General features: G+C 67.6%; 12 protein-coding genes and 1 pseudogene. 8 read left to right on the top strand and 5 right to left on the bottom strand.

Translation table 11 applies throughout. The features are described 5' to 3' along the window. Positions 1–98: 98 nt before the first annotated feature. Complete coding sequence (locus tag NBV68_RS12175) at positions 99–893, top strand: PhzF family phenazine biosynthesis protein (RefSeq protein WP_296310208.1); 795 nt, start codon at positions 99–101, stop codon at positions 891–893. A 98-nt stretch (positions 894–991) separates the two neighbouring features. On the opposite strand, the gene NBV68_RS12170 is transcribed toward NBV68_RS12175, so the two are convergent. Further along, on the bottom strand, positions 992–2,137 hold the full coding sequence (locus NBV68_RS12170; protein WP_296310206.1) for a serine hydrolase: 1,146 nt from the start codon (positions 2,135–2,137) through the stop codon (positions 992–994). Between the two features lie 35 nt (positions 2,138–2,172). Here NBV68_RS12170 and NBV68_RS12165 point away from each other — a divergent pair, with 35 nt between their 5' ends. Beyond that, complete coding sequence (locus NBV68_RS12165; protein ID WP_296310205.1) at positions 2,173–2,526, top strand: hypothetical protein; 354 nt, start codon at positions 2,173–2,175, stop codon at positions 2,524–2,526. Here the strand turns inward: NBV68_RS12165 and mnmA are convergent. Further along, complete coding sequence (gene mnmA, locus NBV68_RS12160; RefSeq protein ID WP_296310212.1) at positions 2,523–3,674, bottom strand: tRNA 2-thiouridine(34) synthase MnmA; 1,152 nt, start codon at positions 3,672–3,674, stop codon at positions 2,523–2,525. The genes NBV68_RS12165 and mnmA overlap by 4 nt on opposite strands. 172 nt (positions 3,675–3,846) lie before the next feature. Between mnmA and NBV68_RS12155 the strand changes: the two genes are divergently transcribed. The 6 genes from NBV68_RS12155 to NBV68_RS12130 all read left to right on the top strand — a co-directional run bounded on the left by NBV68_RS12155 (position 3,847) and on the right by NBV68_RS12130 (position 11,349). Beyond that, entirely contained in the window at positions 3,847–4,293 is a 447-nt protein-coding gene (locus NBV68_RS12155) for a hypothetical protein (RefSeq protein ID WP_296310203.1), read from the top strand. Then, positions 4,290–4,589 (top strand): DUF1153 domain-containing protein, encoded by a 300-nt coding sequence (locus NBV68_RS12150; protein ID WP_285712462.1) that lies wholly within the window; start codon positions 4,290–4,292, stop codon positions 4,587–4,589. The genes NBV68_RS12155 and NBV68_RS12150 overlap by 4 nt, the downstream gene beginning before the upstream one ends. Positions 4,590–4,723: 134 nt before the next feature. After that, the gene (locus NBV68_RS12145) at positions 4,724–4,996 is read left to right on the top strand and encodes a GlsB/YeaQ/YmgE family stress response membrane protein (protein WP_366068197.1); all 273 of its coding nucleotides are present in this window, start codon (positions 4,724–4,726) and stop codon (positions 4,994–4,996) included. A 211-nt stretch (positions 4,997–5,207) separates the two neighbouring features. Further along, on the top strand, positions 5,208–6,398 hold the full coding sequence (locus tag NBV68_RS12140; RefSeq protein WP_296310195.1) for an efflux RND transporter periplasmic adaptor subunit: 1,191 nt from the start codon (positions 5,208–5,210) through the stop codon (positions 6,396–6,398). A gap of 75 nt (positions 6,399–6,473) precedes the next feature. Next, positions 6,474–10,010, top strand: coding sequence for an efflux RND transporter permease subunit (locus tag NBV68_RS12135; RefSeq protein WP_296310194.1), 3,537 nt, complete (start codon positions 6,474–6,476; stop codon positions 10,008–10,010). A gap of 46 nt (positions 10,011–10,056) precedes the next feature. After that, positions 10,057–11,349 carry a DUF445 domain-containing protein gene (locus NBV68_RS12130; protein ID WP_296310191.1) on the top strand — a complete coding sequence of 431 codons (1,293 nt, stop codon included), beginning with the start codon at positions 10,057–10,059 and terminating at the stop codon, positions 11,347–11,349. Between the two features lie 7 nt (positions 11,350–11,356). Here NBV68_RS12130 and NBV68_RS12125 read toward each other — a convergent pair whose 3' ends face one another. The 3 genes and pseudogenes from NBV68_RS12125 to NBV68_RS12115 form a co-directional block, all read right to left on the bottom strand. Next, positions 11,357–12,253, bottom strand: coding sequence for an energy transducer TonB (locus NBV68_RS12125; protein ID WP_296310190.1), 897 nt, complete (start codon positions 12,251–12,253; stop codon positions 11,357–11,359). 21 nt (positions 12,254–12,274) lie between these two features. Beyond that, positions 12,275–13,153, bottom strand: a complete 879-nt coding sequence (locus NBV68_RS12120; RefSeq protein ID WP_296310188.1) for an energy transducer TonB — start codon at positions 13,151–13,153, stop codon at positions 12,275–12,277. A gap of 72 nt (positions 13,154–13,225) precedes the next feature. Then, positions 13,226–13,371 (bottom strand): annotated as a pseudogene (locus NBV68_RS12115) (electron transfer flavoprotein subunit alpha/FixB family protein); the annotation flags it as partial.

The following is a 13,371-nucleotide window of genomic DNA, read 5'->3' as shown; positions in this document are numbered from 1 at the left end:
GATCGCGACAACCGGCTGCATGATCGCCGCGAATTCATCCGCAGCGGCGCCGATGCGCCGTGGTCCGACACGCTGCTTTACCCCTGAGGAACCCATCGATGCCGCAGAAAATCCCCTACTGGCACGTCGACGCCTTCGCTGCGGCCCCCTTCGGCGGGAATCAGGCGGCGGTGATGGTGCTCGAGGAATGGCTGCCCGACGACGTGCTGGTGAGGATCGGGGGCGAGAACCTCTTCGCCGAAACCGCTTTCGTGGTGCGCGACGCGACGGGTGCGGCCGATTGGGAGCTGCGCTGGTGCACCCCGACCTATGAAATCGCGCTGTGCGGCCATGCGACGCTGGCGAGCGGCCACGTGCTGCTCCAGCGGGATGGGGGTGAGCGCATCACCTTCCGCACCCGGAAGTCGGGCATTCTCGAGGTGGTTAAGGCAGGGGATGCCTACGAACTGGCGCTCCCCGCGATTCTCACCGCGCCGGGCGAATACCCCGAGGCCGTGGCGCTGCTCGGCGCGACCCCGCTCGAGGTGTGGCGCAACGATAGCCGCTACAACATCTTCCTGTTCGAGAGCGAGGCGCAGGTCCGCGCGCTCGATCCCGACATCCGCGGGCTGGGAATGCTGGGGAACGACCAGTTCATCTGCACCGCACCCGGCACCGCGACCGATATCGTCAGCCGCGTCTTCGTCCCCGGCGGCGGGGTGGACGAGGATTCGGTCACCGGCTCGGCCCACGCGGTGCTGACCCCGTTCTGGGCGAAGAAGCTCGGGCGGGAGAGCTTCACCGCGCATCAGGCGAGCCAGCGGGGCGGCGATCTGACGCTGCGACTCGATGGCGACAGGGCATGGCTCGGCGGGCCGTGTGTGACGGTGGTGGAGGGTTTCTTCACCCTCTGATCGGTCGCGCAGCGACCGCAAGGCCGAACGGCCGCCCGCAGCGGGCGCAGCTTGCTGCGCGCATAGCGAGGACCGCGCGCCGGATGGCGCGCGGAAAACTAAGACTCCGGATAAAGCTCCAGCACATCCGCCGCCTGCTGGAGCATCGGCGGGCGCTGCGCCGAATCCGAATGGCCGAGCCGCACCAGCGTCACCCGCTGGCTCGGTGAGACCAGCACATATTGGCCCATGTGTCCGATCAGGCTGAACAGGCTCTCGGGCGCGCGGGTCGGGAACAGCGGGTGATCTTCGGGCGCGCGGCCGGGGACCGGGCGGTTGAGCCAGGTCTGGAATCCGTAGTGGGCGCTGGCGGGGGTCGGCGTCACCATCGCCTCGACCCAGCGCTGGGGCACGAGCTGCTCGCCGCCGGGAGCACGGCCCTTGCGGCGCAGGAACTCGCCGAGCTTGGCCCAGTCGCGCGCGGTCGCGTGCATCAATGATCCGCCGATCAACGTGCCTGAAGCATCGAACTCGGGCACCATGCTGGTCATGCCGAGGGGTGCGAACAATCGCTGCTGCAAGTAATCGGCCACCGCCTTGCGCCGCGCCTCGGGCTTGTCGCTTGTCGTGAGCGCGCGCGCGGCGATGTCGGCGAGGATGACGCTGGTGTTGCTGGAATATTCGAACTGCTTGCCGGGATCGGCCTCGAGCGGCTGCTCCTCGGCCCACTTGGCCATGTCGTCGCGCCCGTCGAGGAACAGCATCCGCACCTCGGAGCTCTCGTAGGGCGGATCGCCCGCCTCGGTGTGCCTGAGCCCGCTGCGCATCTGGAGCAGGTGCCGCAAGGTGATCTCGCCGCGCGGATCGCCCTGGCGCTGCCAAAGCGGCACGGGGGCGGGGGCGTCCAATGCCAGCAAGCCGTCGGCGACCAGCATCCCGATCAGCACGCCGGTCACCGTCTTGGCCATCGACCAGCTGATGAAGCGCGTGTCCTTCGAATAGCCCGGACCATAGCGCTCGGCGGCGAGCTTGCCGTTCGCCATCACCACCACCGCGCGGGTCTCGCCGAGGCCGGGCTTGGTGAAGAGATCGTCGATCTCGCGCGCCAGCCGGTCTTTGGGCGCCCCCGCGTCCCCGGTGACGGCGGCCTTGGCCGCTTCCGTGAGCGGGGCTTCGGCAACGGGCGCCGCGCCGCAGCTGGCGAGCAACAGCAGGGCTGGCGCGAGGGGAAAGGCGCGGTTAAGGACGGCATCGCTGAGGGTCATCGCGCCCTCATTCCCCGAAGCATGAAGGCTTGGCAATGGCGAAATCACCCGCTCGAGCAGGCAGGCGCACCCGCACGCGCTGGGGCCTGTGGGTGCTCGCGATCATCGCCGCACTGGTCGGCGGCGCAGCCTTCGCCTTTCGCGCGGAGATCGGCGGCTATGGCGCCGTTTCGGCGGCCTATACGGCGCGCGTCGCGTGCTCGTGCCGCTTCGTCGCGGGCCGGCCGCTGAAGGACTGCGCCAAGGACAAACTCGCCGGGATGGAGGCCGTGACGCTGGTCGAGGACGTGGAGACCAAAAGCGTCACCGCCCGCTTCCCGCTGGTCGCCAGCGCGACGGCGACATATCGCGAGGGATTCGGCTGCGTGCTGGAGCCTTACGAAAGCTAAGCGCTGACCTTTTCAGTGGAACCGATCCACCCGCCGCCGACCACGCGATCGCCCGCATAAATCACCGCCGCCTGCCCGGGAGCGACGCCGAATTCGGGCTCGGCGAAGCGGATGGTCACTGAAGCGCCCTCTCCGAGTTGCCCCTCCAGCACCACCGGCACGGGCTTGGCAAGGCTCCTCACTTTCGCGGTCAGCGGGGCGTCCGGCAGGGGTCCGATGCGGTTGGTCTCGGTGAGGTGCGCGGCGCTGACGGCGAGCATCCGCTTGGGCCCGACCCGCACTTCGCGCGCGGCCGCATCAAGGCCGATCACGTAAAGCGGCTCCGGCTGGCCGCCGATTTCGAGGCCCTTGCGCTGGCCCACGGTGAAGTGGACGATGCCCTTGTGCTCGCCGAGGGTCTTGCCGGTAGCGGCATGGACTATGGCGCCGGGGGCCGCGCCTTCGGGGCGGACCTTGGTGACGATCTTCGCGTAATTGCCGTCGGGCACGAAGCAGATGTCCTGCGAATCGGGCTTGGCCGCGTTGCGCAAGCCCGCCGCTTCGGCGAGTTCGCGCACCTGCGGCTTGGGCATGCCCCCGAGCGGAAAGCGCAGGTAATCGAGCTGCGCTTCGGTGGTGCCATAAAGGAAGTAGGACTGGTCGCGCGCCGGATCGAATGCGCGATGCAGTTCCACACCCTGCGCGCCGATCACCCGGCGGACATAGTGCCCGGTGGCGAGGCAATCCGCCCCCAGCTCGCGCGCCATGCGGAACAGGTCGGTGAACTTGGGCCCCATGTTGCAGCGGATGCAGGGCACCGGGGTGCGCCCGGCGAGATATTCGTCGGCGAACTGCTCGACCACTTCCTCGCGGAAGGCGCTTTCGTGGTCGAAGACATAATGCGCGATCCCCAGCCGGTCGGCCACGGCGCGCGCATCGCGGATGTCGTCGCCCGCGCAGCACGCGCCCTTGCGGCCGGTTGCCGCGCCGTAATCATAAAGCTGGAGCGTGATCCCGATCACCTCCGCCCCGCTGGCGTGGGCAAGGGCGGCGACCACCGAGGAATCGACCCCGCCGCTCATCGCCACCACGATCCGGCAGGCAGAGGCGGCGCGCGGCAGATCGAACAGCGCGGCGACGGTTTCCCGATCAAGGGGTGGGGGGGGCATCAGGCCGGTGTCGAGGGTGGCGGGCGAGGTCATGGGGCGGCGCGCATATAGCGATGCTCCCCCCTCAGCGCCAGTGGGCGGCAATCTTGCGCTTCCCGCCAGCAGTAATCCTAAGCCGGGGTAAATGGCAGTTTTACCGGATTTTGACGCACTCGGGTTAGGAAAGGGGATGATGTTCGAGAAAACCAGGCCAAGTCTTGCGCGCACCGATGCGCCAACCAACGGGCTCTCCGCCGAGGAGCGGGCGTTGCTGCGTGCCACCGCCAAGGGCGGCGGGGCGGAGCGATTCGCGACCCGTCCGGCGCGGCGGAGCGGCGAGGCGCTGCGGGCGATGGAGTGGAGCGAGCTTACCGCCAGGCTCAACGCCGCGCGCGACCTCAGGCTGTTGCTGCGCACCGAAGGCCAGGCGCCGATCGAAGCCGCCGCCGCCAGCTTCGGCGATGCCGCCGCCAGTTATTTCGCACTTCTTGAAGATAGCGAACCTGACATTAACCCTGATGCTTTAGGTCAATCTAAATATCCGGGTGCGATGGTCGATGCCGTTGATGCGAACCGCCCGGAGAATGCGAATGGGATCCGTTCCGACGCGCCCCGTGGCGCTGCGAGAGACATGCAATGATTGAGAATCAGGACTTCCGCCCCGCACAGGTGATCGGCCCCCTCGGCGAGCCGTTGACGCTTGCCGACCTGCCTTCGCCCGACACCAAGCGCTGGGTGGTGCGGCGCAAGGCCGAAGTGGTGGCTGCCGTCAACGGCGGGCTGCTGACGCTCGACGAGGCGCTGGCGCGCTATGGCCTGACGCTCGAGGAGTTCGCCTCGTGGCAGCGAGCGGTGGACCGTTCGGGGATGCATGGCCTCCGCGTCACCAAGATCCAGCACTACCGCGATCTCTACGAGCGCCAGCTCAAGTACTGACACCCTAAAGCCACAGCTTGTCCCCCAGACGGCCCGCTCCGCCCTTAAAGCGTTGCGGCCCGTCGGCGAATCGCGGCACCCTGCCGCCGCGCGCGTCATGCGGCGATGCGCAGGCACATAGGGGGCAGGGCGACATGCTGGGATTCATCTGGTTCATCATAATGGGCGGCGTGATCGGCTGGCTTGCCAGCCTGATGATGCGGCGCGATGCGCAGATGGGCACGATCGCCAACATCGTGGTCGGCATTGTCGGGTCCTTCATCGGCAACGGCGTGCTCGGCTTCATCACCGGGGGCGGGACGATCGGGGCCTGGCCGCCTGACTGGTCGGGGGTGATCGGCGCACTGATCGGGGCGGCGCTGCTGCTCGCAGCGGTCAACCTGATGCAACGCGGGCGGATGCGCTGAGGCGCCCGCACTCCGCGCCAGCCCGCGCGACCGCGCGCCTTTCGTCTACGGGATAAGTCATCGGTCGATGCACGCATTGCGGGCAAGCCCATGACATTCTATCAGACGTTGCACTTGGTGACTTATGCGAGTAATACACTCGGGCCGGTGACGTTGCGGGCAGCAAGCAGGCTGCGGCAGCACGGGGCGACACCCGGGTGAAGGAATGGCGATGAATTACGAGACGACGATCAAGGCCGAGGCCGCCGACGGGGTGACGACGGAATATGCCGGTGCGCGCAGTCTGGCCGCGCCCGCCATCCCGCGCTGGTTGATTGTCGGCGGGCTCGGCGTGTTCGGCCTGTTGCTGGCGATCGCCGCGTGGTTCGCGCTGGCCGGCGGCGAGCCGGCCCCGGTCGACGATGACAATTCGCAGGCCCCCGCGGTCACCGTGGTGGCCCCGGGCACGACCATGGTCTCCGGCGAGATCGAGGCCCCCGGCACGCTCGCCGCGCGCCGTCCGATGCCGGTCGGCGTGGTCGGCGAGGGCGGGCAGGTGGTGCGCGTCACCGTCGATGCAGGCGACTGGGTGCAGGCCGGGCAGGTGCTGGCGGTGATCGACCGTTCGGTGCAGGTCCAGCAGGCCGAGGCGCAGGCGGCGCAGATCCAGGTCGCCAGGGCCGATGCCAATCTCGCCCAGGCAAACCTTGACCGCGCGCTCCAGCTGGTCGCGCGCGGGTTCGTCTCCAAGGCCGACGTGGATCGCCTGACCGCGACCCGCGATGCCGCCGCGGCGCGCGTCAAGGTGGCCGAGGCGCAGCTGCGCGAACAGCGCGCGCGCAATCAGCGGCTCAACATCATCGCGCCCGCGACCGGCTATGTCCTCGCCCGCGCGGTCGAGCCCGGGCAGACCGTCGGCGCAGGCACGCCTGCGCTGTTCACCATCGCCAGCGGCGGCGAGATGGAAATGCTCGCGCAGCTTTCGGAAGAACAGCTCGCCAAGATGTCGGTCGGCACGGTCGCGCGCATCACGCCGACCGGATCGGAACAGACCTTCGAAGGTCAGGTGTGGCAGATCTCGCCAACGATCGACCAGACTACCCGGCAGGGCATCGCGCGCGTCGCGCTTCCCTTCAACTCCGCGCTGCGCCCGGGCGGCTTTGCCACCGCGCGCATCAGCAGCGGAAGCTTCCGTGCCACCGTGGTCCCGCAAAGCGCGGTGCTGGCCGATGCCAACGGCAGCTTCGTCTATATCGTGGGTGACGACAAGAAGGCCACCCGCCGCGCGGTCAAGACCGGCGCGGTCACCGACGCGGGCATCGCCATTACCGAAGGCCTGACCGGCTCGGAGAAGGTGGTGCTGCGCGCTGGCGGGTTCCTCAACCCGGGCGAAACGGTCAACCCGCAGGTCCAGAAGAAGTAAGGCGCCCATCCCGCGCGGGGTCTCCCGCGTAACTGGCAGGCACGCCACGAATAGCGCAACACAGGCAGGATTATCATGGCACTTCGCGACATCTCGGCCTGGTCGATCCGCAATCCGGTGATCCCGATGGTGTTCTTCACCGCCCTGCTGTTCGCCGGGATCGTCAGCTTTCTGCGCATGGACGTGACCAACAACCCGGATGTCGATTTCCCGGCGGTGATCGTCAACATCTCCCAGCCCGGCGCCTCGCCGACCGAGATCGAGAACCAGATCACCCAGCGCGTCGAAAGCGCGCTGCGTTCGATCGCCGGTGTCAACTCGATCCAGTCGACCGCGAGCGAGGGCGGTTCGAACACCTTCGTCGAGTTCGAAATCGGCACCAACCTGATCGAGGCGGTCAACGAGGTCGAGACCGCGATCGACAGCGTGCGCGGGAGCCTGCCGGACGGCATCCTCGAACCGCGCGTCCAGAAGGTCAACGTGGTGGGCGAGGCGATCGGCTATGTCGCGGTCGAGGCCGACGACATGACGCTGGAACAGCTCAGCTGGTTCATCGACGATACCGTCGCCAAGCGCCTGCTCAAGATCCCCGGCATGGCCGAGGTCGGCCGCTTCGGCGGGGTCGACCGGCAGATCGAGGTGATCCTCGATCCGACGCGGATGCAGTCCTTCGGGGTCACCGCCTCGCAGATCAACGGCGCGCTGCGCCAGAGCAACCTCGATGCCGCGGGCGGCTTGGCCGAAGTCGGCGGCACCCGCCAGTCGCTGCGCGTGCTGGGCAATTCGGACACCGCCTACCAGTTATCGCAGACCCAGATCCAATTGGGCGGCGGGCGCACCGTGCGCCTTGCCGACATCGCCACGGTGCGTGACGGCTATTCCGAGCGCACCTCGATCAGCGAAGTGGACGGCAAGGAGGTCGTCAATTTCTTCATGAACCGCGCGCGCGGTTCATCGGACCTCACGGTCTATGACGCCGCGCTCAAGGAGATGGACAAGATCGAGGCCGAGAACCCCGGCGTCAAGTTCATCAAGCTGTCGACCAACACCACCTATACCCGCAGCCAGTACAAGTCCTCGATGTGGGCGCTGGTCGAGGGTGCGGTGCTGGCGGTGGTCGTGGTGTTCATCTTCCTGCGCGACTGGCGCGCCACCGCGATCAGCGCGGTCGCGATCCCGCTCTCGGCGATCCCGACCTTCTTCTTCATGGACCAGCTCGGGTTCAACCTCAATTTCCTGTCGCTGCTCGCGCTGGCGCTGGTCGCGGGCGTGCTGGTTGATGATGCAATCGTGGAGATCGAGAACATCGTCAGACACATGCGGATGGGCAAGTCTGCCTATCAGGCATCGATCGACGCGGCGGACGAGATCGGCCTCCCGGTGGTCGCGACCAGCTTCTGCATCGTCGCGGTGTTCCTGCCGGTCGGCCTGATGCCGGGCGTGTCGGGCCAGTTCTTCCAGAACTTCGGGATCACGGTGGTGATCGCGGTGCTGATGAGCTTGGCTGTCGCGCGCATGATCACCCCGCTGATGGCGGCCTATTTCCTCAAGGCCCACGGTGAGGCCGAGCACGGCGGCGGCCGCTGGATCGACACCTACATGCGCGTGCTCGCCTGGACGCTCGACACCGGGCGGATGGCCGCGCGCCGCGCTGCCATCACCGGCCCGCGCGGGCGCGGGCGCTTTTTCTACGTGCTCGGCCTGCTGCTCACCGTGATCGCGCTGCTGTTCGTCTCGGCCTTTGCGATGTTCGAGCTGGCTTCCGGTTCCTTCACCGGCGGCGCGTGGAAGGGCCTGCTCGGGCTCGACATCCACAAGCAGATCGCCGCCGCCGTCTCGGCCGACACCAACGGCATCGTCAACCAGCTCGTCGCCAAGGTGTTCGAGGTGGTCATCGTGCTGACCGTCTCGGTGCTGTCCTTCCTTGCCGCTCTCGTCACCTTCAAGGGATTCGAGGCGCTCTCAGGCGAGCACGGAGCCGTGCGCCGGGGCCTGCGCTGGATGACCGCGCGCTTCTACGATCATCGCATCTGGATGCTCGGCATCGGCTGGTTCTCGTTCCTGGTGACGATCCTGCTGTTCGGCCAGATCCCCGGCCAGTTCCAGCCCGACATCGACACCGAGAACAGCCGCATCGAAATCGAGCTGGTGCCCGGCACCACGCTCGCCGAGACCAAGCGGGTGGTCAATTCGGTCGCCGACGAGCTGCGCAAGGAGCCCGAGGTCATCCAGCTGCTCGAGCGCATCCGCCTCGGCGAAAGTTCGACGATCTTCATCAAGCTCTCGCCCGATCGCCAGCGTTCTTCGATCGAGTTCGAGCGCGAGATCGCACCCCGGCTCGCGCAATTCGCCGATGCCCGCGTCCGCTTCCAGTCGCAGAGCGGCGGGTTCGGCTCGGGCCGCGACATGACGGTGCTGCTGGCGGGCAGCGATCCGGTGCTGCTGGAGAAGACCGCAGCTCAGCTGGTCGAGGAGATGAAGGGCCTCAATTCGCTGGTCGCCCCGCGCATCAGCGCCGACCTCAACCGCCCGGAAATCATCATCACCCCGCGCACTAAGATCGCCGCCGAGCTAGGCGTCACCACCGCCGCGCTCTCGCAGACGATCCGCATCGCGACGCTGGGCGAGATCGAGCAGAACGCGGCGCGCTTCTCGCTCTCGGACCGCCAGATTCCGATCGTGGTGCGGCTGTCGCGCGAGGCGCGGACCGATTTCCGCACCATCGAGAACCTGCCGGTGCCGACCGCGGGCGGCGGCTCGGTGCCGCTCAGCCGGGTGGCCGACATCACCTTCGGCTCGGGCCCGACCGCGATTCAGCGCTACAACCAGAACCGCCGCGTGCTGGTCGGCGCGGATCTGGCCGCGGGCGTCCTCAAGGGCGAGGCCCAGGCTCAGATCGATGCCCTGCCGGTGCTCAAGAGCCTGCCCCTCGGCGTGATCCGCGACGTGGTGGGCGAGGAGGAATGGCAGCAGGAGCTGGTGCAGAACCTGATCATCGCCATCGCCGCCGGGGTGCTGCTGGTGTTCGCGGTGCTGGTGCTGCTCTACAAGCGGCTGATGAGCCCGCTGGTCAACATGACCTCGCTGGCGCTCGCGCCGCTGGGCGGCGTGCTGCTGATCTGGCTGCTCGGCCTGCCCAACTCGATGCCGGTCTATATCGGGATCCTGCTCCTGCTCGGCATCGTGTCCAAGAACTCGATCCTGCTGATCGACTTTGCGATCGAGGAGATGAACAAGGGCATTCCCAAGCTCGAGGCGATCATCGACGCAGGGCACAAGCGCGCCCAGCCGATCGTGATGACCACCGTGGCGATGACCGCGGGGATGGTGCCGGTTGCGATCTCGCTCGAGGGCGACGGTGCGTGGCGCCAGCCGATGGGGATCGTGGTGATCGGCGGACTGATCGCCTCGACCCTGCTGACGCTGCTGATCGTGCCCGCCGGCTTCAGCCTCGCCGACAGCTTCGAGAAGCGCGTCGGGCCGTGGCTGCGGGCGAAGATGCTGACCTACAAGCCGGGCGACGAAGGCCACGGGGAAGGCGCGCCGGGCGCCGATGTGCCGCTGCCCGGCCTCGCCAAGCTCCCTCCGCGCGGGCCCGAACCGGCCGAATGATCAAAAGGTGCTGACGCGGCGGCGCGAGGCGCGCTAAGGCTCTTCCATGGCGACCCGCTCTCTGAGGCCCCTCACGCTCGGCGGCCAGCCGCTGACTGTCGACCGCGCCAAGCGGATGCGCTGGACGGCGACCGGCATGCTCGCGGCCATGGCGGTGATCTTCATCGCCACCCACGGGCTTGCCACCACCGGCCACCCCGCCTGGGGCTACGTCAACGCCTTTGCCGAGGCGGCGATGGTCGGCGGGCTGGCCGACTGGTTTGCGGTCACCGCTTTGTTCCGCCACCCGCTCGGCCTGCCCATCCCGCACACTGCGATCATCCCCGAGAACAAGGACCGCATCGCCGACACGATGGCGGCCTTCCTGCGCGAGAACTTTCTCACTCCGGCGGTGGTCGCGCGGCGGATGTCGGGGATGAATGTCGCCAAGGCGGCGGGCGAGTTTCTGGCCGCCTCGCCCGAGCGCGGGGCCACTGATCACCGCTCGCGCATTACGAGCGGAGCCGCGGAGCTGCTCGCCGAGGTTCTCGAATCGCTCGATCCCGACCGGCTTGGCAACCAGGTGCGCTCAGGCCTCGCCGCGCAGCTCGCCAAGCTCGACGTCGCTCCGCTTGCGGGGCGGATGATCGAGAGCGCGATGGTCGACAAGCGCCACCAGCCGCTGATCGACGGCTTCGTGCGCTGGGCGGGCCTGACGCTCGAGGACAACGAGGAGACGATCCGCGACATCATCCACCAGCGCGTCGCAGGCGTGCTGCGCTGGGCGGGGATCGACAAGACCATCTCCGCTAGCGTGCTCGACGGGCTCTACAAGCTGCTCGCCGAGGTGCTGGTCAACCCCGACCACCCCTTGCGCGGCAAGATCGAGGAGGGGCTGGCGAAGCTCGGCCAGGACTTGCAGCATGATCCCGCGACCCGCGCCAAGGTGGAGGACATGAAGCGCGACCTCATTGCCAACCCCGCCGTTGCGGTGTGGTGGACGGGGGTGTGGGAGCGCATCCGCCAGTCGCTGATCCGCCGCGCGCGCGATCCCGAAAGCGGGATGGGGGCGGAGATGCGCAACATGCTCGCCGAACTGGGCGAGGCGCTCCAGCAGGACGAACGGCTGCAACACCAGATCAACCGCTTCGCCCGCCGTACCCTCGTGGGCATCGCGACGCGTTACGGCGACCAGATCGTCCGACTGGTGTCAGAGACGGTCAAGCGCTGGGACGCGCGCACCATCACCGATCGGGTCGAGGGCGCAGTGGGCCGCGACCTCCAGTTCATCCGCATCAACGGCACGCTGGTGGGCGGGCTCGTCGGGATGACCCTGCACTTCATCAATACCCTGCTCTAAAGGGCCCTCAGGGCGAGCTCTGCGTATGGATCTCGTAGGTGATGGGGGTCGCATAGTAGGAACGCATCGGCTGGCCCGCGGCATCGAGCGCTGGCGCGAACTCCGCCTTTTCCATCCACTTGCACGCCCGTGACCGCACGGCCTCGCCCGCTGCCACGTTCATCAACTGGCAGTCCTCGACGGTGCCCGCAGAGCTGATGATCACGCGCATCTGGTAGATCGCCTGCTTTGCATTTCGCGCCAGATCGACCGGAAAATCCTGGGTGATGCGCCGGTTTATCTTTTCGCGGTTCAGCCACACGGGACGCCGAATGGCGGTGCGGTGCTGCTCGACATCGAGGCCCCAGGCATGGATCAGGTCTTCGCTGCACCGGTTGAGTGCAGCGAAGGCACCGCCGAACGGCCCGGTTTCCAGCGTCACGGCGTTGTCGCCCTGCGCGACCGTGATCGAGCGCGCTTGCGCTGGCGGGGAGGCGAGGCGCGGGATGCCGCTCCTGCCCTCGGCGGTGTCGGACGCGTCTGTCGCGGGCGTCGCGCCGTCGAGTCGGACCGTGCGATAGATGACTGCGGGCCCGAACTCCTCAACCGTTCCGGTGAAGGGCGCCGAAACCAGCGGAATCTGGCCTTCGAACAGGCGGAGTTCGGTTGGCGCGCCGCTGCTGAATGGCTTGAAGGCACGGCCCGCCATGAACAGGCCCGCGCCATCACTCGGATAGAACTGCTCGAAGGCCAGCATGTGCTGGTTGCCGGGTTCGCCGAACAGCCGGTTGAGGCGACAGCGGTTCTCGCCGACGTCAAGGTTCCACGGCCCTGCCGGTTTAATCACCGCGGTCTCCGGGTGGAGTGGCGCGGCGGCGAGGAGGCCCGCTGCGGCCAAAGCCGCGCGGCGCGTCGTTCGTGTCATAATGCCCCCTGTTGACCCTCTCTAGTCGAGCAGCCGGTCGGCATCTCTCGGCGTTGCAAGGAATGTCACCCGCGTCCTCCAATAGGATGCCACGGGCCGCCCCTCGGCATCCCGGGCGGGGACATAGCGCGCCTTGGTCAAGGTCGTGCAGGTCGCCGCATCGAGATCAGCCCATTGCGAGGCGGCAATGATCCGGCATTCCCGAACGCCGCCCTTGGCATCGATGAGCGCCACCACCTCGAGCGGTCCGCTGCGCAGACCGCGCGCTGCGCCGCGGGGATAGGACTTCTGCATCTCCTTGGCGAGCTTGGCGGGATCGACCGGCTGCGCTCTCTGCTGGAGAGTGTACTGCTGATCGGGATCGAGGCCCCAGCTGCGCAGCATCTGCGCCGTGCATTCGTTGAGCACCAGTGCCGCGTCAGCCAAAGGGCCGGTATCGAAGATCACGTCCTTCCCGCCCTGCGAGACCGAAATGCGCTGCACGAATTGCGCTGCGTCGAGATCGATGCGACCGAAATTGCCGCCCTCTTCAGAAACGTCATCGGCCAGCCAGACACCGTTGAGAATGGCGACATGGCCGAACTGGCGATTGGGATCGATCCGAGCCCGCTTCTCGAATCCGGCATCGCTGGCCGCCAGCGTGACGCGCAGGGGCGCGTTCTCGTCCAGTCCTCCAAGCGACGGGCCCGCCAGCGCGATGCCCAAGGCCCTGCTCGGGGCGTTCTGCTCGAGGATCAGGAGGTGCGGCTGGCCGCTGGTCTCGAAAGCGCGCTGCATCCTGCAGATACCGCCCTCGAACGATGCCTCCCACGGTGCGACCGGCGTGGCGATGGTGGGCGCGGCAAAGGCGGGGGCGGCGCTGGCGGCGAGGGCGGCAAGGGCAAGAAACGTGCGACGCATAAGAAAAACCTCCGGCAGACGCGCAATCTGCCGGAGGTTCTTTGCAGGATAAAGTCGTTTGCGACGAACCGCTTAGAGCGCGCCCGTAAGCTCCGGCACCGCGGTGAACAGATCTGCGACCAGGCCCACATCCGCGACCTGGAAGATCGGCGCGTCCTCGTCCTTGTTGATGGCGATGATGACCTTGGAGTCCTTCATGCCGGCAAGGTGCTGGATCG

The organism is Erythrobacter sp. (genome assembly GCF_023653175.1).
GTDB lineage: Bacteria > Pseudomonadota > Alphaproteobacteria > Sphingomonadales > Sphingomonadaceae > Erythrobacter.
Note: the sequence above shows the minus strand (reverse complement) of the source record. Positions and strands in the feature narration are given on the sequence as shown.